This is a genomic window from Microbacterium sp. NPDC056052, assembly GCF_042266785.1.
GTDB lineage: Bacteria > Actinomycetota > Actinomycetes > Actinomycetales > Microbacteriaceae > Microbacterium.
On record NZ_JBHJWV010000003.1, the window covers coordinates 98,417 to 118,639 of the forward strand.

General features: G+C 66.0%; 14 protein-coding genes and 1 pseudogene. 9 read left to right on the plus strand and 6 right to left on the minus strand.

Translation table 11 applies throughout. The features are described 5' to 3' along the window. Nucleotides 1-111 precede the first annotated feature (111 nt). Together ACFC1J_RS07040 and ACFC1J_RS07045 are read left to right on the plus strand one after the other, a co-directional pair. Complete coding sequence (locus ACFC1J_RS07040; RefSeq protein ID WP_375903811.1) at nt 112-1,185, plus strand: glycosyltransferase; 1,074 nt, start codon at nt 112-114, stop codon at nt 1,183-1,185. A gap of 47 nt (nt 1,186-1,232) precedes the next feature. After that, nucleotides 1,233-4,709: a hypothetical protein gene (locus ACFC1J_RS07045; RefSeq protein ID WP_375903813.1), complete on the plus strand. Its 3,477-nt coding sequence runs from the start codon at nt 1,233-1,235 to the stop codon at nt 4,707-4,709. Nucleotides 4,710-4,787: 78 nt separating this feature from the next. Here the strand turns inward: ACFC1J_RS07045 and ACFC1J_RS07050 are convergent. Beyond that, nucleotides 4,788-5,336 (minus strand): annotated as a pseudogene (locus ACFC1J_RS07050) (dTDP-4-dehydrorhamnose 3,5-epimerase family protein); the annotation flags it as partial. 8 nt (nt 5,337-5,344) lie between these two features. After that, on the minus strand, nt 5,345-6,343 hold the full coding sequence (rfbB, locus tag ACFC1J_RS07055) for a dTDP-glucose 4,6-dehydratase (RefSeq protein WP_375903814.1): 999 nt from the start codon (nt 6,341-6,343) through the stop codon (nt 5,345-5,347). 65 nt (nt 6,344-6,408) lie between these two features. Between rfbB and ACFC1J_RS07060 the strand changes: the two genes are divergently transcribed. Beyond that, the gene (locus ACFC1J_RS07060) at nt 6,409-7,995 is read left to right on the plus strand and encodes a DUF2142 domain-containing protein (RefSeq protein WP_375903816.1); all 1,587 of its coding nucleotides are present in this window, start codon (nt 6,409-6,411) and stop codon (nt 7,993-7,995) included. Here the strand turns inward: ACFC1J_RS07060 and ACFC1J_RS07065 are convergent. After that, nucleotides 7,956-8,387 (minus strand): GtrA family protein, encoded by a 432-nt coding sequence (locus ACFC1J_RS07065; RefSeq protein WP_375903818.1) that lies wholly within the window; start codon nt 8,385-8,387, stop codon nt 7,956-7,958. The two genes, ACFC1J_RS07060 and ACFC1J_RS07065, sit on opposite strands and share 40 nt — an antisense overlap. Nucleotides 8,388-8,625: 238 nt before the next feature. On the opposite strand from ACFC1J_RS07065, the gene rfbA reads away from it, so the two are divergent. Then, nucleotides 8,626-9,501, plus strand: a complete 876-nt coding sequence (gene rfbA, locus ACFC1J_RS07070; RefSeq protein ID WP_375903820.1) for a glucose-1-phosphate thymidylyltransferase RfbA — start codon at nt 8,626-8,628, stop codon at nt 9,499-9,501. A 19-nt stretch (nt 9,502-9,520) separates the two neighbouring features. Here the strand turns inward: rfbA and ACFC1J_RS07075 are convergent, their stop codons facing one another. Then, nucleotides 9,521-10,357 (minus strand): NAD-dependent epimerase/dehydratase family protein, encoded by an 837-nt coding sequence (locus ACFC1J_RS07075; protein ID WP_375903822.1) that lies wholly within the window; start codon nt 10,355-10,357, stop codon nt 9,521-9,523. Between the two features lie 213 nt (nt 10,358-10,570). Between ACFC1J_RS07075 and ACFC1J_RS07080 the strand changes: the two genes are divergently transcribed. Together ACFC1J_RS07080 and ACFC1J_RS07085 are read left to right on the plus strand one after the other, a co-directional pair. Beyond that, nucleotides 10,571-11,419, plus strand: a complete 849-nt coding sequence (locus tag ACFC1J_RS07080) for an ABC transporter permease (RefSeq protein WP_375903824.1) — start codon at nt 10,571-10,573, stop codon at nt 11,417-11,419. After that, nucleotides 11,419-12,615 (plus strand): ABC transporter ATP-binding protein, encoded by a 1,197-nt coding sequence (locus ACFC1J_RS07085; protein ID WP_375903826.1) that lies wholly within the window; start codon nt 11,419-11,421, stop codon nt 12,613-12,615. Before ACFC1J_RS07080 ends, ACFC1J_RS07085 begins: the two co-directional genes overlap by 1 nt. On the opposite strand, the gene ACFC1J_RS07090 is transcribed toward ACFC1J_RS07085, so the two are convergent. Further along, nucleotides 12,599-14,071 carry a glycosyltransferase family 4 protein gene (locus tag ACFC1J_RS07090; RefSeq protein WP_375903828.1) on the minus strand — a complete coding sequence of 491 codons (1,473 nt, stop codon included), beginning with the start codon at nt 14,069-14,071 and terminating at the stop codon, nt 12,599-12,601. The genes ACFC1J_RS07085 and ACFC1J_RS07090 overlap by 17 nt on opposite strands. Nucleotides 14,072-14,268: 197 nt before the next feature. Between ACFC1J_RS07090 and ACFC1J_RS07095 the strand changes: the two genes are divergently transcribed. Genes ACFC1J_RS07095 through ACFC1J_RS07105 form a run of 3 tightly spaced genes read left to right on the plus strand, consistent with a single transcriptional unit; the run spans nt 14,269 to nt 18,613 of the window. Beyond that, on the plus strand, nt 14,269-16,152 hold the full coding sequence (locus ACFC1J_RS07095; RefSeq protein WP_375903830.1) for a rhamnan synthesis F family protein: 1,884 nt from the start codon (nt 14,269-14,271) through the stop codon (nt 16,150-16,152). Beyond that, entirely contained in the window at nt 16,149-17,381 is a 1,233-nt protein-coding gene (locus tag ACFC1J_RS07100) for an acyltransferase family protein (RefSeq protein WP_375903832.1), read from the plus strand. Before ACFC1J_RS07095 ends, ACFC1J_RS07100 begins: the two co-directional genes overlap by 4 nt. Continuing rightward, nucleotides 17,378-18,613, plus strand: a complete 1,236-nt coding sequence (locus tag ACFC1J_RS07105; protein ID WP_375903834.1) for a hypothetical protein — start codon at nt 17,378-17,380, stop codon at nt 18,611-18,613. Before ACFC1J_RS07100 ends, ACFC1J_RS07105 begins: the two co-directional genes overlap by 4 nt. Nucleotides 18,614-18,659: 46 nt before the next feature. Here the strand turns inward: ACFC1J_RS07105 and ACFC1J_RS07110 are convergent, their stop codons facing one another. Further along, on the minus strand, nt 18,660-20,189 hold the full coding sequence (locus ACFC1J_RS07110; protein WP_375903835.1) for a DUF2142 domain-containing protein: 1,530 nt from the start codon (nt 20,187-20,189) through the stop codon (nt 18,660-18,662). Nucleotides 20,190-20,223: the final 34 nt, after the last annotated feature.

Genomic DNA, 20,223 nt, shown 5'->3' on the forward strand with positions numbered 1-20,223 from the left:
CGTCACGATGCTACTGGCCCCCACCGTGCTGCGGCTCAGCCGGCAGCCCGCTCTGGCGTCCGCCGGGAGCGCCTCCGGCGACTTGTGCGCGCCGCTGGATAGGCTCGGAGCATGGCTGTGCTGCGGGTTGTGCTGGATCAGGTGAACGACGTCGTCGACGCCGATCAGGCCGAGGCCGCACGCTCCCTGGTCCTCGGACTCGCGGCGACCGCACCCCAGAAGTGCACGATCGAGGCGATCGTGCCCGGCGGAGCGGGCGACCTCACCGTCGACGGCGCGGACTCGCTGCACCGTCTGTCGCTGGCGCGCAGGGAGCTCGGCGCCGCCTGGCAGCTCGGAGTGGTCGCCGGGGTCGGCGGCGGCATGATCCATGCGCCCACCCTCTTCGCCCCGCTGGCGAAGCACGACAGGGCCAACGACTACGACCAGACGGTCGCGACGGTCTGGGATCTGAGGGCGTGGACCGCGCCGGAGCAGCTGTCGCGCGCGAGCGTGCTGTGGCAGCGCAGCATGCTCAAGCGCGCCGTCAAGCACGCCGACGCCGTGGTCGTGCCCACGCACGCGATGGCGGAGGAGCTCGCCGCTCTCGGTCGCTTCGCCGATCGCATCCGGGTGATCCCCGGGGCGGCGGCCGCGGGCTTCGCGATCCCGCACGATGCCGCCGAGCGCCGCCGTGCGCTCGGCGCCCCCGACAGGTACATCGTGAGCACGGGAACGGCGGGGACCCTTTCCGCGGTGTTCGCCGCCGCGGTCGACCGGGATGCCGATGTTTTCGTGCTGGACGCGGCGACGGGATCCGCGCCCGCGATCGCCCAGGTCGCGGCGACGGAAGGGCTCGTCGCGCCGCGCGTGCACGTGATCGGGCGGCTGGACGCGGAAGACCGCGCCGCGCTGCTCGCGGGTGCGCTCGCCTTCGCCGGGGCGGATCCCGCCCCGGTCTGGCCGTGGCGACTGGTCGAGGCGCTCGTGCTCGGTGTCCCCGTGATCGCGGCGGAGAGCGGTGTGCACCACGACGTGCTCGCCGAGGGCGGGCTGCTCGTGAGGCCGGGAGGATTCACCGACGCCCTGAGGGACGCCGCGGGGGAGGGCGCCAGGCGGTTGTCGGTGCTCGCCGCGGACCGCTCTCGGGCCTACTCCTGGAACGGCTCCGCCGAGCGGGTCTGGACGCTGCACGCGGAGCTCTGAATCGCGGAAATGTGGCGATATCTTGCCACATCCGCCACACTGGTCACATGAGTGGAGATGACCCGGGTCTCACGCGCCTTGTTGTGCACCGGCGGTGGATCGTCGGCGTGCTGGCTGTCCTGGCCGTCTTCGTCAGCACGTTGGTGCCCGTGGTGTCCGCGGCAGGATCCGCTGCCGCGTCTCAGTCGGTCGCCGCGCACGCCGTTACGGCGTCGGGGCCGGCGGCGTCGTCGATCCGCCCGATGTCCCTGGCAGGGTTCCAAGCCGGGAACATCATCAGCGACGCCGTGTTCACGGACAAGTCGACGATGTCGGCGCAGCAGATTCAGGATTTCTTCAACGCTAAGGTGCCGTCGTGCCAGAGCGGATACACCTGCCTCAAGGACTTCCGCGTCACGTCTCAGAACCGCCCCGCCGACGCGTACTGCGGCGGATACTCGGGGACGGCGAACGAGAGCGCGGCGAGCATCATCTACCGCGTCTCGCAGTCGTGCAACATCAACCCGCGGGTCCTGATCGTCATGCTCCAGAAGGAGCAGGGCCTCGTCACGCACACCTGGCCCAGTGGCTGGCGCTATGACAGCGCGCTCGGTCAGGGGTGCCCCGATGACGCTCCATGCGACCCGAGCTACGTGGGCTTCTTCCAGCAGATCTACGGCGCGGCGCGTCAGATGCAGATCTACATGGAGGGCCGCTGGTTCACCTGGTACGCGCCGGGCAACACATGGAGCATCCTTTACAACCCCAACCAGGCCTGCGGCAGCGGACCGGTCTTCGTTTCGAACAAGGCGACAGCCGCCCTCTACTACTACACGCCATATCAGCCGAATGCTGCGGCTCTTGCAGCAGGATACGGCGAGGGCGACGGCTGCTCGGCGTACGGTAATCGTAATTTCTACAATTACTTCACCGACTGGTTCGGATCGACGCAGAGCTCTACTCCCTCGGCCAGCGCGCAGATCTTGCAGGACTCGACGTCGGGAAAGGTGTACCTAGTCACGGGCACGGTCAAGTACCTCTTCCCCACGGCCGAGCGGGCGGTGCAGTTCACGTGGGTGTCCGCCCTGCGCGTGGTGAGCTCTTCCGACCTCGCCAAGTTCTCGGATGGCGGCACCGCTCCGCGTGCGGTGCGCACCGACGCCGGCAACGTGTATCTCCTGGACAGCGGACGCAGGATCTGGGTGCCCTCGTGCGCTCTCGCCACGGACTACGGGTGGGCATGCGGTTCGCTTCCGCTGGTGGCGCAGGCGCAGGTCAACATCTATCCGGACGGGGGGACACTGCAGCCTTCGGTCAGCGCGATCGGATCCTCCTGGCTGATCCAGAGTGGTTCGCGACGTGAGATCGTCGATCGCTCCATCCTCGCGCAGTACGGCATGTCGACCGGAATCATCACCATCTCCGATGCGATGGCGTCGGAGTACTCGCTCGGCGATCCGGTGTTCGCCGCAGGGATCTACAGGGACTCGACCGGAGCGATGACCGCGCTGCTGCAGAACGGCAGCGCCTACAAGGTCTCCGCACAGGGCCAGGTCCCCGCTTTCATGTCCGTGGCCAAGCGCGTCACGGCGGAATCGATCGCGCGGCTTCGGAGCGGAGGGACGCTTCCGCTCGCGGTCCGCGCCGGCACTCAGGCCTACTTGCTCAGCGTCGACGGCTGGATGGCGGTGGACGCATACGGATCGGTCGTCCGCTTCGCGGATCTCCCTGCGGGAGCCGTCGCCGGCTTGCCGTCCGCCTCGTCCGCGCTGGGAGCGCACTTCGTGCGCGAGCAGTCGGGCATCCAGGTGTTCCTGGTGTCGGGCGGCACCCTCCAGCTCGTCAACGCGGACCAGCAGCGCTGGATCACCGCCACGTTCGGTGTCCGGCCCGACGTGCGGGTCGTCGCAGACTCGGCTTTGGGCGGAATCGCGGCTCCGGCTCAGAGACTTGTCCGCGCCACGGACGGGACCGCCTACCTGATCGACGGCACGAACCGGTACCGTTTCCGCAGCTGTTCGCAGGTCGCCGATTGGGGCGGGGACTGCACAAGGCTGCCCACCGCCACGGCGTCCGATCTGTCGCAAACCTCTGACAAGGGCACGCTCGAACTGCTGGTCCGTCAGTCTGGAGGCGCGACCTGGCTCGTGCAGGCGGGCAAGCGCCGCGAAGTCGTGGATCCCGGCATCCTGGCCCCCTATGGCATCGGATCCGCAGCGACCACCGTCTCCACGTCACTCGTCGAGGCGCTGGCGGTGGGGGCGCCGGTGCTCGGATCGGGGGTCTACGCCGACGGCGGCACGGGCATGTTGCTGGTCAACGGGTCGGGAGCATACCGAGTCCCGCAGGGCGCGCGCGTCGCAGGCGTGACCAGCGTCGCCCGGCAGCTGACGGCTCCCAGTTTCGCGACGATCTCGGCACGCGGCGATCTGCCCACGCGGATGTACAGCGACAACCGTGCGCTTCTGCTCACCCAGCAGGGTTGGTTCCAGGTCGACCCTGCACAGTACGGAGGAACGAAGTTCTTCACGACGGGCGACCCCGGCGCGTGGGTGGGCGTGCCGTTGGCCGGTACCGACGGGCGACCGCATTTCGTCCGGATCGCGTCCTCCTCCCAGGTGTTCCTGATCTCCGGTGGATCGCCGCAGGTGATCGAGAACGATGCGGCGCGAGCCTGGGCATCCAGCTTCTTCGGGCTATCCGGAACCGTGTGGGTGCTCGCGGACGGCACACTACAAGGCCTCACCCTAGCGCCCGGAATGATCTGGAAGTCCCCTGATGCGAAGCTGATGATCTCTGATGGCACGGCCTCGTACCGCCTGGGTACCTGCTCGGATGTCGCCGCGTTCGGCAAGACGTGCGCGACGCTTCCCACGGCCGATGTCTCGGCCCTCGGCATGAAGGACAGCGGTCCGCTTGCGGCGCTCCTTCAGGGCAGCAGCGGGAACCCGTGGCTGATCCAGAGCGGTCAGCGCCGCGAGGTGCCTGATCCGTCGATCCTGGCCATGTACGGCATCGGCTCCACGGCGACGATCGTGTCGGACGCGCTGCTGAAGGGGCTGCCGATCGGCGATCCGGTGGTCGCTGCCGGGATCTATCGGAGCGCGGCCGGCGCGATGCGCCTGATGACATCGACCGGGCGAATCCTCGATGTTCCTGCCGCGGCACAGGTCGACGTGCTCAAGGGCACGGCGAAGCCGCTATCCGATGATTCCTTCGCGAAGCTGAGGACCTCCGGTTCGATTCCGGTGCGTGCCTCGTACGGCGGGTCCGTGTACCTGCTCTCGGCGCAGGGATGGCTGCCGGTGAGCGCTGCGAACTACGGCGGGCTTGCGTTCGCCGACACTCCTGCGGACGTGATCTCGGCAGCGCCTGTCGCCCCGCCGGCCACGGCGGCCCGCTTCGTCCGGGAGATGAGCCAGGGGCAGGTTTATCTCGCTTCAGGCGGCCTCGTGCCTGTCAGTGACGCCGATCAGGTCTGGATCAGTGCGACCTATGGAGTTCCGCGGACGGTGCTCATCGTCGCCGACGGGGCTCTGCACTGAGCACAGAAGCATGAGAACGGGCGGCTTCCGTCGAGGAAGACCGCCCGTTCTCTTCGTCTTTCCGGTTCAGTCGAACGTCATCGGCACCACGTCTGCGAGGCGCGGGTGCGCCTTGTCCTTGGACGACAGTTCTGCCTCGTCCAGCGGGACGGGCCATGCGATGTCCGCCGTCTCGTCCGCGAGGTTCAGGAAGACGTACTCGGCCTCTGGCGACCAATGCTCGTTCACGAGGTACGTGTATGCGGTCGAATCCTCGAGCGTCTGGAAGGCGTTCCCCACGCCGCGGGGGACGAAGACAGCTACTGAGGGATCGATCACCGTCGTGAACACGGTGCCGAAACCCTCGCCCTCGCGCAGATCGACCCACGCGCCGAACACGCTGCCGGTCGCGACGGAGATGTACTTGTCCCACGGTTCGGCATGGATGCCACGCGTGGTTCCGCGGCTCTTATTGAAGGAGATGTTGTTCTGCACCGGGCCGATGTCCGGAAGGCCCAGCGCGAGCATCTTCTCTCGCTGCCAGTTCTCCTTGAACCATCCGCGATTGTCGCCGTGCACAGGGATGTCGAGGACCTGCAGGCCGTCGATGGGCGAGGCGTTCAGCGCAAGGGGGAGCCCGAAGCGCATTCCACCGGTCACTGCCCCGTCTCCGCGTACTTGCGCTCGGTCGTGGACTTCTGCGGCCGCCACCAGTCCGCGTTGTCGCGATACCACCGAACGGTGTCGACGATGCCCGTGGAGAAGTCGGAGAACTGGGGGGTCCAGCCGAGCTCCTCACGCAGACGCGTCCAATCGATTGCGTACCGGCGATCGTGTCCTGCCCGGTCCGTGACAAGGTCGTAGTCGTCGGTCGGGCGTCCCATCTCCTGCAGGATGAGCTCGATGACCTCGCGGTTCGTCTTCTCGCCGTCCGCGCCGATCAAGTAGGTCTCGCCGATAGCTCCGGCGTCGAGGATGCGCAGCACCGCAGACGAGTGGTCGTCCGCGTGGATCCAGTCGCGTACGTTCAGCCCGTCACCGTACAGCCGCGGGCGCACGCCATCGATGAGATTCGTGATCTGCCGCGGAATGAACTTCTCGACGTGCTGGCGCGGACCATAGTTGTTCGAACAGTTGCTGATCGTTGCCTGGACACCGAACGACCGGACCCATGCACGTACCAGGAGGTCGGACCCGGCCTTGGTGGAGGAGTACGGGCTTGACGGGTTGTACGGGGTCTGCTCGGTGAAGCGAGTAGGGTCGTCGAGCTCGAGGTCTCCGTAGACCTCGTCCGTGGAGATGTGGTGGAACCGGATCCCGGTCCGCCGCGCTGCTTCGAGGAGCGTGAACGTTCCGATGAGATTCGTCTGAACGAACGGCGCGGGCCCGCTCAGCGAGTTGTCGTTGTGCGACTCGGCCGCGTAGTGCACCACGGCGTCGTGCTTGTCGAAGAGGCGTCCCACCAGTTCTGTATCGCAGATGTCGCCTTCGACGAACTGGAAGCGCTCGGCGGGGAGACCCTGCAGAGACGCCAGATTGCCGGCGTAGGTCAGCTTGTCCAGCACCGTGACCGTGTCGTCCGTGTTCTCGAGTACGTAGTGAACGAAATTGGAGCCGATGAAGCCGGCTCCGCCCGTGACCAAGAGTCTGCGCATCCCTCCATGATACCGGGCGGGGGAGTGAGGACCTGCGGCCGGAGAGCGCCCGATAGGGTTGCGGAGTGACTGAATTCCGCCACACGAGGCCGGGCCGCAGCCGACTGCCCCTGCTGCTGCTCGCCCCGCTCCTCCTGCTCATCGCGCTGGGATCCTGGGCGGTCGCATCGCCGGTCGGTGGCGCGCCTGACGAGAACTATCACATCGCCAGCATCTGGTGCGGCGCCGGCGATCGCCCCGGGCTGTGCGAGACGGCACCGGACGGGGCGGGCAAGTGGGTGCCGTGGGCGACCATCGCCTCGCAGTGCTACGCGTTCCATCCAGAGATCACCGCGAACTGCCAGAGGGAGGTTCTCGGATCCGATCCCAATCATCTGGTCACGACGGATCACGTCAACTCCACCGCGCACTTCTACTCTCCCGTGTACTACTCGGTGATGAGCGTCTTCGCGTCGAGCGATGTCGCGGTTTCCGTGATCGCGGTGCGTCTCCTCAACGTGGTGATCTTCGTCGCGATCATCACCGCGCTGTATCTGCTGCTGCCTTCGCGACGACGCCCCCTGCTGGTGGTGCCGATGGCCGCCACCCTCATCCCTTGGGGACTGTTCCTCGTGGCCTCGGTCAATCCCAGCGGGTGGGCGGTGCTCGCAGGCGGCACGCTATGGCTTGCCATGCTGGGCTTCCTCGAAAGCTCGGGCCGTCGAAGGATCGGCCTCGGCGTGCTCGCGGCGCTGATCACCGTGATGGGAGCGGGCGCGCGGCCTGACATGGCTGTTTATGCGGTGGTGGCGCTCGGAGCGGCCGTCCTGATCGCCGCGCGCGGCCCCCGAGGACGTCGGTTCTGGCTGTCGATCGCCTATCCGGCCGCACTGTCGCTCGTCTGCTTCCTGCTGTACCTCACCGCGCAACAGGCGACCGCCTGGCAGAACGGCGCGGCCCCCGGCAGCGGCGGTGGGACGCTGCACGGGCGGGAGCTGCTGCTGCGCAACCTGCTCGACGTGCCTCTGCTCTGGTTCGGGTCGTTCGGGACCTGGCCGCTCGGCTGGAACGATGTCGTGATGCCCGCCGTCGTCTGGGTCGGGATGATGTTCGTCGTCGGGGCGGTCGTATTCATGGGGCTCGCGTCGATGGGATGGCGCAAAGCCGTCCTGCTGGCGGTCGCCGCCGCCGCTCTCATCGTGCTGCCCGTCTATCTCCTGCAGCGCAACGATATGGAGGTCGGCGCACTCGTACACCCGCGCTACCTCCTGCCGCTCGTGACGATGTTCGTCGGTTTCGCGATGCTCCCGGTCGGCGGCAAGAAGCCGCTGGCTCTCACACGCGTGCAGGCCTATGGCATCGTCGCGATCCTGTCCATCGCCAACGCCGTCGCGCTCTACAGCAACATCAAGCGCTATACCTTGGGCAACGTCACCGGACTGCGACTGACCGCGCCCGGCAGCTGGTGGTGGGAGGCGGGTGTTCCGCACCCACTCATCGTCTGGCTGCTTGGCTCCGCGACGTTTATCGCGGCGCTCTCACTGTTGGCGCATGAGCTGCTGACGAGTCAGTCGGCGCTGCACGCGCAGCTGAGCAGACTCGCCGGCCTCGGGGGGCGCGAGGATCCCTCCGCTCAGGGTTCCTCACCGCGCGGCCTGGCGAACACCCAGTAGCGATACGCGAAGTAGTTCCAGAGCGTGGTCACCGCGGTGGCGGCGACCTTGCCGACGGCCCATCCGGCGGGGGTCTGATCGACGACCGCGACGATCCCCGCGGTCGCGAGCAGGTTGAATGCGACGAGCGCGGAGTACTTGAGAAGGGCCCAGCCATGCGGCGCCTCGGACCCGAACGTGAAGTTGCGCTGCATCGCGTAGGTGAACAGGAAGCTCGCCGCGAAGGCCACGCCGGCAGCGAGCCACGTCGACCATCCGAAGACCTGATGGAGCAGGGCGAGCAGCCCGAAATCCACGAGGAATCCGAGCCCCCCAGCGATCAGGTACTTCAGCACGCTACGTCGACTGGACGCAACCCCGGAACCGGTGTCGCGACGTGTGGACGAGGTCATGCGCGTCCGCGCCGGGCAGGTGGGTGCACGGAGTCGCGTACGCCGAGAGCGGACTCGGCATGAGAGCGGGGACTGATGCTGGTGATGTGCAAGTGATCTCGGAGTCCTGTGCGCGCCTCCGGTCGGCCCGGTCTCGGCGCTGAGCTAGACCGAGGAGCCCCTCGATCGCAGTCAGGTTATCACCCGCGTGGCGCCGCTCGAGTTTGGCTCGTACACCGTTCTGCGCGAGACTGGACAGATGCGTGGAATCATCCTGGCCGGCGGGACCGGCTCGCGGCTTCATCCGATCACCCTCGGCATTTCCAAGCAGCTCGTGCCGGTGTACGACAAGCCGATGATTTACTACCCGCTGTCGACTCTGATGCTGGCCGGGATCCGCGACATCCTTATCATCACCACCCCGCACGACGCCGACCAGTTCCAGCGCCTCCTCGGCGACGGCTCGCGTTTCGGGGTCTCACTGACGTATGTCCAGCAGCACTCGCCAGACGGTCTCGCCCAGGCGTTCACGCTTGGCGCCGACCACATCGGCGGCGACACCGCGGCCCTGGTCCTCGGAGATAACATCTTCTACGGCCCTGGGATGGGCTCGCATCTGCGGGAGTATTCGGATCTCAGCGGTGCTGCGGTCTTCGGGTACTGGGTCGCCGACCCCACGGCGTACGGCGTGGTCGAGTTCGACGGACAGGGACGCGCCCTCTCGATCGAGGAGAAGCCGTCTCAGCCGAAGAGCAACTACGCGATCCCTGGTCTGTACTTCTACGACAACGACGTCGTGGAGATTGCGAAGGAACTGAAGCCGTCTGCGCGCGGCGAGCTGGAGATCACTGACCTGAACCGTGTCTACCTCGACCGTGGTGACCTGCAGGTTCAGATCCTTCCCCGCGGAACGGCCTGGCTGGACACCGGCACCTTCGACTCGCTGAGCGAAGCGACGGAGTTCATCCGCACGGTGCAGAAGCGTCAGGGCCTGTCCATCGGATGCCCGGAGGAGGTCGCCTGGCGGATGGGCTTCCTCAGCGACGACGAGCTGCGCGAGCGGGCAGAGCCCCTGGTGAAGAGCGGGTACGGCCAGTACCTGCTCGACATCGTCACGCGCGGACGAGCCCGCTGAGCGGAGGGCCCGGGGCGGCTCAGCCTCGGGCCATCACCTCACGGATGACGGAGGCGTCGCCCCACACACCGGGGGAGTCGTACGGCCGGTCCGGGAATGCGCCGTACTCCAGGGAGATCGGGAGATTGTTCTCTGCGATGAACTGCTCGACCTTGTCGGCGAGCGACATCGGTTCGCCCGTGCAGCAGTTCAGGGTTCCCGTGACATCCACGGCCTCAGCCAGAGCGGCCAGCTGACGCCCGAGCTCCTCGACCCGGATGAAGTCGTAGCGGTTCTTTCCGGAGGTGAACGGGAACGTCGTCTTGCCGGCGTCGGCGGCTTCCAGGATTTTGCGGAAGATCGAGTTGCTGCGACGGTCGTCCCCGTAGATGTAGTAGGCCCGGGCCCATGCCAGCGCCGTCTCGGGTGGCAGGGCAAGAGGCAACGCCCGCCGGAGCGCATCCTTCGCGATGCCGTACTGTGAGAGCGGATTCGTCGGCGTCTCAGCGTTGATGGCGCCCTCCCAGTAACCGATCTCGTGCATCGTGCCCAGGACGACGAGACGCGGGGTTTCCACCGCCGTGAGCAGCCGATAATGGGCGGACAGCTGTCCGAGGTGCGCGGGGGAGTTGTGGACGAACCCGTCCTGCCACGCGAGATGGACGATGCCGTGCGGGGAGCCCCAGTTGCGCACGTCGAAATCGGGCGCCAGGATATCGGCCTCTACGCGTACCGCGCGGGGATCCGTGACTGCCGAGGAGCCGGGCCGCACGACGGCGAGCACCTCGTGACCGCGGTCGGCGAGGGCCGCCACCACATGGGGTCCGAGATAGCCGCCTGCGCCGGTCACCACGAAGCGCGCGCGAGAGTCAGTCATGAAGACGCCACCGTTCCAATCCCGCGTCCGTCGAGCTGCGGACGTCCGTCACGAGGGTACCGGATGTCCTCATGGCGTCTGTCGCCGGGGTTCTGACAGGTGCCTGCAGTAGGCTGAGAAGGTTGGGTTGGACGACGTGGGAGCACGGTGGATACAGAACCTCGATACACGCGGTTGGCCGCGGCGCCGTTCTTGCGCACAGACGCTTCCGGATTGACGCTCGATGTCCGCGGAGGCAAGATCCGTGAGATCTTCCAGCGCCGGGAACTGCTGCAGCTCCTCGTGCGCCGCGACCTCCAGGCCCGCTACCGGGACAGCTTCCTCGGTTTCCTCTGGACCGTGATCCGGCCCATCATCCTCTTTCTGATGTACTACGTCGTGCTCGGGAAGTTCTTGCGGGCCGCGGACGGCGTCCCCGATTTCGCGGTTTATCTCTTCGCCGGGCTAACGCTCTACGGCTTCTTCAATGAGATGGTCGTGAGCGCGACCGGTTCGATCCTCGCGAACTCGGGTCTCGTGAAGAAGATCTATCTTCCGCGCGAGATCTTCCCGCTCGCGAGCATCGGCGGCGCGGGTTTCATGTTCCTCGTGCAGTGCGTCGTGCTTCTCGCCGCCGCACTGATCTTCCGGGCGCTTCCAGCAGACCCGGCCCAGATGCTGTGGTTCTTTCCGTCGGTGGCGCTGATCCTGGTGTACGGCCTCGCGTTCGGCCTCTTGCTCTCCGCGGTCAACGTGTACCTCCGCGATGTGCAGTACTTGCTTGACGTGGTCGTGATGCTCGCCATGTGGGCGTCGCCGATCGTATACACGTGGGGCATGGTGAAGCGCGCCTTCGAGAGCTTCCACCTCCCGTCTTGGGCGTTCGAGATCTATCAGAACAATCCGATCACCCTCGGCGTCCTCGGTTTCCACCGGGCCTTCTGGGGCGGCGGCACGGCGGCCGACTACCCTGCGGACCTCGGACTGCGCATCCTCATAGCCTTCGTCATCGGCGTCGTGCTCGTCTTCATCGCCCATCGCGTGTTCACGCGTCTGCAGGGCAACTTCGCACAGGAGATGTAATGGTCGTCTCAACTGTCCCGGGTCCCGTCGTCGTCCGCGTCGAAGACGTCACCAAGACGTTCCAGGTGCGTAAGGACAACACGCTCAAGGACCGGATCGTCCATCTCGGCAAGCTCGGCCGGGAGCATCGAGAGCGCTTCACCGCGGTCAACGGCGTTTCGCTAGAGATTCAAGCGGGGACCACCGTGGGTCTGCTGGGCGCCAACGGGTCAGGCAAGAGCACGCTGCTCAAGCTCATCGGTGGCATCGTCGCACCCACGAGCGGTGCGATCTATAACCGCGGGCGGATGGCAGCTCTGCTGGAGCTCGGTGCGGGATTCCATCCCGATCTCAGCGGACGCGAGAACGTGTACTTGAACGCCGCGATCCTGGGTCTCAGCCGTGAACAGGTCGACGAGCAGTTCGATGCGATCCACGAGTTCAGCGGGATCGGAGATTTCATCGAGACCCAGGTGAAGTTCTACTCGTCCGGCATGTTCGTCCGGCTCGCGTTCGCGGTGGCCATCCACACCGATCCGGACGTGCTTCTCGTCGACGAGGTGCTTGCCGTCGGGGATGAGGCCTTCCAGCGCAAGTGTATGGAGCGGATCGCGCAGTTCCGAGCCGAAGGGCGCACCATCATCCTGGTGTCGCATTCCGCGTCGCAGGTGCAGGAGCTCTGCGATCGTGCGGTCGTGCTCAAGGATGGCCAGATCGTCTTCGACGGGGACGTCAACAGGGGAGTCGCGGCTCTTCGCGACGTGCTGGAGGGCCGCCGACTGGGTGAACTGCACGAGCGCGGGACCGAGCAGCTGATCGAGGTCACCGCCATCACCCTGCATGACGATCATGGTGACGAGATCGCCGAGGTGCAGGTGGGGGATCCGCTGACGGTGCGCATCCATGCACGAGCGCGCGAGGCGATGTCCCACTGGGCCGCCGGCTTCAGCATCGACACGGCTCTGGGCCAGATGACTATCGCCTCGAACACGGAGCGGCTCGGCATGGTCCTGCCTGCGATCGAAGCCGGAGATACGCATGTCGACTTCCGGATCGAGCGGGTCTATCTGGGGGCGGGCCAGTACTACATCAACGCGAACGTCTCCGAAGTGATCGACATCAACTCGCACGTGCTTATGCAGGGACGGATGTTCACCGTCCACGCGGAGACGATGACGCTCGGATCGGTCGCTGCCGAGATCAGCGCTGGCCTCTGACCGGTCGGATTCGGCGGAGCTGACGTCCTAGACGGCCGGCGAGGCGCAGCGGTGCGGACAGGCGCCAGGACGCGCTCGAGTGGACTCGGTCGAGCTCGTCGCGCGCGACAACCAGTCTGTCGCGCGTCGCGCCCACCTGATCGCTCAACTGCAGGATCTTGGCTTCGAGGACCTCGATGTGCCGTGCACGATGAGCATCCAGCGAATCGTCCCCCGACGTCGGGTAGTCCGCGGAGTGCCGTGGCGCTAGGCAGAAGTCGATCAGCGGTGCGAGCGCGCGATCCCAGGTGAGACTGCGTCCGAAGGCCCGCACGTTCTCGCGGAGCTCTTCGGTGTCGTCAGCGAAGAGCGTCTGTTCCAGGGCCGCCACGAGCGCATCCACATCCTCGGCCGGGACGACCGCGCCGAGACGGTGGTCCCGGATGAGGGGTGCGAAACCATCGCCGTCGGTCGCGACGATCGGCAGACCGGCCCAGAGGTAGTCCAGGATCCGCGTGCGGAAGCTGAAGGCCGTCTCGACGTGGGGAAAATGGGTGCTGACGCCGAGGTCCGCATCGAGAAGGTAGTTGATGCGGTCGTCGTAGTCGGTCCAACCCATGTTGAAGAACACCTGGGTGTCGGTGAGGCCCAGCTCATCGGCGAGCTGCAGCGCCTCTGCCGCCATATGTGACTCGTGAACCGCCGGATTCGGATACGTCATCCCGAGGAAGTAGAGCTTCACCTCGGGCCGCCGCTCTGAGAGCTCGTGCACGGCCCGGATGAGGGTGAGGGGGTCGAACCAATTGTAGACGCCGCCGCCCCACAGGATGACCTTGTCGTCGGGGCCGATCCCCTCGACGGCGCCGCGGATGGCGTGGCGAGTCTGTTCAGGTACGTCGGCGGAGACGCCGAACGGCACGACGTCGATGAGGTTGCGCAGGCTCCTGTCCGCGTCGTAAGTCTCCGGGGAGATGCGACCGAGGGAGCCGAGGTGGCCGAGCCAGAAGTCACGTTGCTTCTCCGACGCGCAGATCATGAAGTCCGCTCGCCGCAGCTGCGTCGTGAGCATGTCCACGCAGTACCTGACAAGGAAGCTGCGGCCCTCCGGGCCTTCGTCCTTGGCGGATTCGAGCACCTCGAGATGCAACGGGTCGTAGACGTCGGCGATGATCACGACTTCGGATTCGACCAGCCACGGATGTAGCGCGAAGACCTCGCCCTGGGCGATCACGACGTCGGCCCAGTCGACCTGCTGCCTCAGCTCCTCATCGCCGACCATGAGGACGTCGAACTCCTCGTGCGTGAGCGATGAGTCCTTGATCGAGACGAGCCGCACCTGCGCGACCGCCGCGAGCCGCTTCGCCATCTCCCAGGCGCGAATCGCCGGCCCGCCCATCTTGCGGCCGAACGTGTCGGGGCTCACGATCAGGACGCGCTGCGTACCGTTCGGCTCGAGGGACGGAAGGGAGTCTGGCATTGAGGCTTCTCTCGGCTTCGGGTCGGGCGACGACACTGTGCCCGGGACGGAGGACACGCGGCGTCATGCGAGCCTTGGTCCGCCTTATCCTATCCGGTGCGGTGGCGAGGCACGCGGAGTCATCAGCATGCCGATCCGAGGGCAGCGCAGGCGCGGCGGCTATACTCGACCGGAATGTCCAGTTTGTGAGGAGTCCCGTGAAGCGCATCGCCTTCTACCTGTTCTGGGAAAAGGAAGGGATCGTCGACCGCTACATCCCGTACTGCCTGGAGAAGCTCCGCGAGCACGTTGAGCACATCGTCGTGATCTCGAACGGTTCGGTCTCGCAGGACGGACTCGCAGAACTCGAAAGGGTCGCCGACGAGGTCTGGCAGCGCGACAACGTCGGGTTCGACGTCGGTGGATACAAGGAGGCCCTGACTCGATTCGGATTCGATCGTCTTGCAGAGTACGACGAGCTCATTCTGCTGAACTACACCTTCTTCGGCCCGGTCTATCCGTTCTCGGAGATGTTCGAGAAGACGGATGCCTGGGACGTCGATTTCTGGGGCATCACGGAGCACGCCGAGGTCGCCCCGCACGACTTCGCCAGCGGCGGGGTGCTGCCGAGGCACATCCAGTCGCATTGGCTGGCCGTGAGGAAGTCGCTGCTGCTGTCACCGGCGTTTCGTCACTATTGGCATGCGATGCCGGAGATCACGAGCTACGAGCAGTCCATCGACAGGCATGAAGCGCGATTCGCCGCCTACTTCGAGGAGCGCGGGTTCACCTGGAGGGTGGTCTATCCCTACACGGACTTCCCGAGTCGCAACCCCGTTCTCGACGATGTCGTTGAGTTGACCGCTGAGCGGTGTCCGATCGTGAAGCGGCGCACGTTCTTCCACGATCCGCTCTACCTGTCGGATCACGCGATCATCGGGCGCGACGTCATCAGCATCCTGGAACGCACTTCTGGCTATCCGCTCGAGCTCATCTGGGAGAACGTCGCGCGCACGATGGAGCCGCGCGTGGCTGCGACGAACTTCTCGCTGCACCGCATCTTCTCCGACGCGCTGGAGATCGATGCCGAGCAGCTCGAGGGCGCGCGAAGGATGACCGCCCTGGTGGCGATCCACTGCTTCTACGAAGACATGATCGACGAGCTCATGGACTATGCGGAACGGATGCCCTGCGCACGGCACGTTGTCGTGACGACGGACACCGAGGAGAAGCGCCGAGTGCTGGAGGCGGCGCTCGCCGCACGAGGCGTCCGCTCGTACGAGGTCCGTGTGACGGAGTCCAACGCAGGGCGCGATGTCTCCGCTTTTCTGCTCACCTGCGCCGATTTGCTCCGTAACGACGAGTACGACATCGTCGTGAAGATCCATTCGAAGCGTTCGCCGCAGGATGGCGCGGTCGCCGGCGGCTGGTTCAAGCGGCATCTCTTCGGCAATCTTCTGCATTCGGAGAACTACGCCGCCAATGTCGTGAACCTCTTTGCCGAACATCCCGAGATCGGGATGGTCATCCCTCCTGTGATCCACATCGGCTTCCCCACTATGGGCCAGGCCTGGTACCTCAACAAGGAGCCGGCGGCACGTCTGTGCGGGCGACTCGGTATCACGACGCCGTTCGACGAGTCGACCCCCCTGTCCGCCTACGGGTCGATGTTCATCGCCCGCCCCCGCGCCCTGCGCACTCTGGTCGACGCAGGCCTCACGTGGTCGGACTTCGAGGACCAGCCGTACAGCGACGGCTCGATCGCCCACGTCATCGAACGACTCTTCACCTACTCGTCGCTCGGTGCAGGGATGCCCGTCTACACGGTGCAGAGCACGGAGCTCGCCTCGATCAACTATCCGTTCCTCGAGTACAAGCTCCAGAAGTTCAGTCAGGATCTTCCCGGAACGGTCATGGAGCAGGCGGCGTATCTCGAGCGGCTGAAATCGGCATCTAGCGTGCTCGGGTTCAGCAAGAGCGTGATCAACCGTCGTTTTCCGACTCTGGCGCGAATGCTGTTCCCTGCATACGACGCGAGCCGGAAGGTGTATCGCCGGATGCGCGCCTCGGCGGCCCGGTCTTTGAAGCGAGTCGGCGCGTGAGCGCGCTCCAGGGCGGCCCGCTGAGCGTGGCTCAGGCGTTCGACCCCAGGGCGAACTCTCTCGATTTCCTGCGTTGGCTGATGGCCTTCCTCGTGATCTTCTCGCACGCGGGCCCGATCGCCGGCTTCTACGGCGGTGAGGACCTCGGCGTACAGATCTCGCGCGAGCAGTCCTTGGGCGGCGTCGCCGTCGCCGGCTTCTTCTTCTTCTCCGGATTCCTCATCACGAAGTCGCGGATGGGGCGATCGACGATGTGGCGGTATCTCTGGAGACGCTGCCTGCGCATCTTCCCCGCCTTCTGGGCGTCCCTCATTCTCACGGTCCTCGTCTTCGCGCCGATTGCCTGGCGAACCGTGCATGGAACGTTCGACGGCTACTGGAACGCCGTGATCGAGTCGCCGAAGACGTACTTCTTCGACAACATGTTCCTGTTGCTTAACCAGCGCAACATCGCCGGACTCGGTGAGACCGTGCCATATTTCCAGATCCACGGCGTGCGGGACTGGAACGGCTCGGCCTGGACGTTGTCGTATGAGTTCCTCTGCTACATCGTCGTGGGCCTCCTCGGTCTCTTCGGAGCTCTGGCGTCCAAGCGCTTCGCGACCGCCTTCGCGGTTATCGTGATCGGCCTGAACGCGCTGCAGTGGCTGGGGGCGGGCAACATCGCGGGTCTGAACCGCGTGTTCGGCGACCCGTTCATCCTGATGTTCTTCGCGCCGTACGCTTTCGGCATGCTCTTCGCCCTACACGGCGACAAGATCCCAATCGACGACCGTGCCGCCTTCGGCATGCTCGGACTGGGGCTGTTCACGTATGCCTTCGGCGGGTGGAACGTCGTCGGCCAGTACGGATTCCTCTATTTCCTGATGTGGTGCGGCGTCCGCCTGCGCCTGACCCGCTGGGCCAAGTTCGGCGACTTCTCCTACGGCATCTACATCTACGCCTGGCCGCTCATGACGCTCGCCACGTACTTCGGCCTGCAGAAGCACGGCTGGATCGTCTACCACCTCACGATCGTCGTGATCGTGCACGTCCTCGCGATCCTCTCCTGGCATCTGATCGAGAAGCCGGCCATGTCGTTGAAGGACTGGACTCCGCGCTGGCTCGCGGCCGCGCTGCACAGGCTGTCTCCGCTGACGATGCGCGTCAAGCGTCTGATCGTCAACCCGGACTACTCGTCGACGCGGCTCGCCGAGTCTCTCCGTGCGCAGAACGGAGCCAAGTCGTGAGCAGCGGGACACCGCTCCACCGCGTGCACGCCGTGGAGCAGGAGAAGCCGAGATCTCGTGCTCGACGCATCTGGCATTTCGTACCGCTGACGGTGCTGATGGTCATCGTGTTGGTGCTCGCCATCATCGGCGCGAGCACACGGATCGCGATGCACGAGGCCGCTGCGCAGCAGCAGCGGGCCGTCCTCGCCCAGCCCTCGCAGCAGACGTCGCTGCCGCAGAGCTGCACGTCGACAGGGTTCCCCGCCCATCCGAAGGACATATGGACAGGGGCGCGGACAGCAGATTCAGAGGCGAAGTTCGCCGCCCACCCGGACGCTCAGGGCATGCGCGTCCAGGGGCGCGACGGCTTCGACTTCTGGGGCGACGCGCAGTCCCAGAACATGTCTCAAGCGCTCGGACGCGCGCCCTGGCTCGACTCGCAGCTCGCCCAATGGCTGATCTATTTCGACGGACTCGACAGACAACTCCGAAAGGACGGACGTGACCTCGTGATCGTCGTCGCTCCCGCGAAGTGGGAGCTCTACCGCGATCGTCTCCCCGAATGGACCGACGGTCTGCAGGGGCGCACCCATCTCGAGCAGTTCCTCGAGCACTCGGGGGACCTGCCGGTGGTGGACGTGCGGGACGCGATGGAGAAGGCCAGGCAGAACGCACCGGTCTACTCTTCGGTGAACTCTCACTGGACACCGTACGGCGCCTACGCCGCCTGGCGTCAGACCGTCGCCTGTGCGTCGGTGCTGTATCCGGAGTCATCGTGGGGAAAACTCGCGGTCCCGGCGGTGACCGGAGCGACGATTTCCGTCGCGCCGAACGAGTTCTCAGCGTTCGGCGACTCGTCGTCGCCTGAGGACTGGGCGACTCCGACGACCGCGGGCCAACAGACGGCCGTGCACTCCACGATCACCGGCGCCGACGGCGTCGAGAAGGCAGGGCCGTCAGACGGCTCTGTCGGGCTGCTGGACTTGCCGGCGCGCACAGCGAACCCCTTGGGGGCGGGTCGTGCGCTGATCCTTCGCGACTCGACCGGCGAGGCGCTGGCGCCCTCCTGGGCGCAGGCCTTCCAGGACACCTGCCAGATCCGTCACAATCTCGACTACTCCGACAAGAGCGCGAACAACACACGCCCCGATGTCGTCGCAGAAGCCAAAAAGTGCGGCGCCGACGCCGTGCTCTACGTCTTCACCGAGCGCTACTTTTCGCAAGCGCCTCCGAGCCTGCCGGTGGAGTGACCTCGCACCGGATGCGATACTTCTCATCCGGTGCGAGGACTCTCGATCAGAGAGCGAGCGTGTCCGGGGCGGGGCGGCGGACCAGCCCGCGGGATGCGAAGAACAGCAGCGCCGCGAACGCGAGAGTGCCCACGATCCAGAAGACGTCCGGGGAAACGGCCAGGCCGCGCCACCACCACTGCACGTTCTGATCGAGATCGATGCCCGGATAACCCGTTCCCGTCAGGAAGCGCCGGAAGGTCTTGTAGAGGGCGATCCCGTTCGCGGCGGAGAGCCCGACGATGATGACCCAGCGCTGGAGTCCCGTCATCGTGAGCGGTACGCGACCGTTGTCGAGCAGGATCATCGCCAGGAACAGGATCTGAAGCGGAAGAATGTAGCGCGGCTGGACGAGCACACCGACCTCCACCCCGTTCTGCACGATGATCAGGCTCGGCACCATCACCAGTGCGACGCCCGCGAGCACGGTCGCGATGCTCGTGCCCAGCTTGCGCGTGCGAGACAGACCCCAGAATGCCACTCCGGCGTAGAGCGCGAGCGCGATGAACCAGACGGCCGCCGGTAGCGCGACGTCGCCCCAGCCCAGGGCCTGGGTGCCGAAGTTCCCGACCCAGAGCTTCGGGATGTTCAGCAGGGTTCGGAGCATGTCTGCGACGAAGTGAACACTCGTGGGGCGCTGCCCGGCCATCTCTCCGTCGAGGGCGGAACCGACCTGATTCGAACTGAGATAGAAGGCGGCACCGATCACCACCGTGATCAGAGGAAGAATCAGCAGCAACAGGTAGCGCCGGCTGCGTTCAAAGGCGATGACGGCTGCGAGGACGGCGCCGAACGCCACGAAGACCGCCGAGTCGCCACGGGATCCGGCCCCCATCAAAGCCGACAGCAGGGCCAGCCCGCCCAGCGCGATTCGGTGCGCGAGGCTCGGAGCCCGTATGAAGCCGACGAGCGAGACCCAGAGCGTTGTCGCCGAAACGATCGCCCAGCCGCTCGGATTCACACTGGAGATGAGGAAGATGCCGGTCGGAACGCTTGTGAGGGCCAGCCCCCAGAGCAAAGGCCGCCGGAGCCGGTCATCGACCAGGAGATAGACCGCGGTGATCAGAGCCACAGCGAGAAGGCAGTTGAAGATGCGCATCAGCAGCACGGAGGTTTGCACGTCGGAGGACACGAAGACGCTCATCGTGGCGTAGTAGACCGGGGGATACAGTCCCTCGAAGTTGCCGTGGCCGGTGTTTACCATGCCCGTGAGCGGCAGGTCGCACCGACCACTGTGCTCGGGCCTGGTGGCGTAGCAGGCCGAGGACCACGCGACCTCGGCCGGAACCGCTCTCTGGTCGGCGCTCGCCCCGGCCTCGCAGAATCCAGCGCGCTCGCCCTGTGCGCACCAGATGCTGGTCAGGTGGAAGTTGTCGTCCGGGCTTGCGCCGACTGGAGACGCGAATGCCCAGCCGAGCAGCGCGAGAAACGCGAGCGCGGCGACCACGAGGGCGCTGATGGCGGACCTTCGGGCCGGAGAGGTGACGGGGCTCGCGGTGCGCGGCTCCGCGGCGGGTGGGGCCGTCGGATCGGTCATCTCAGTCCATTCGTGCGTGAGGCCATGGCTCGGC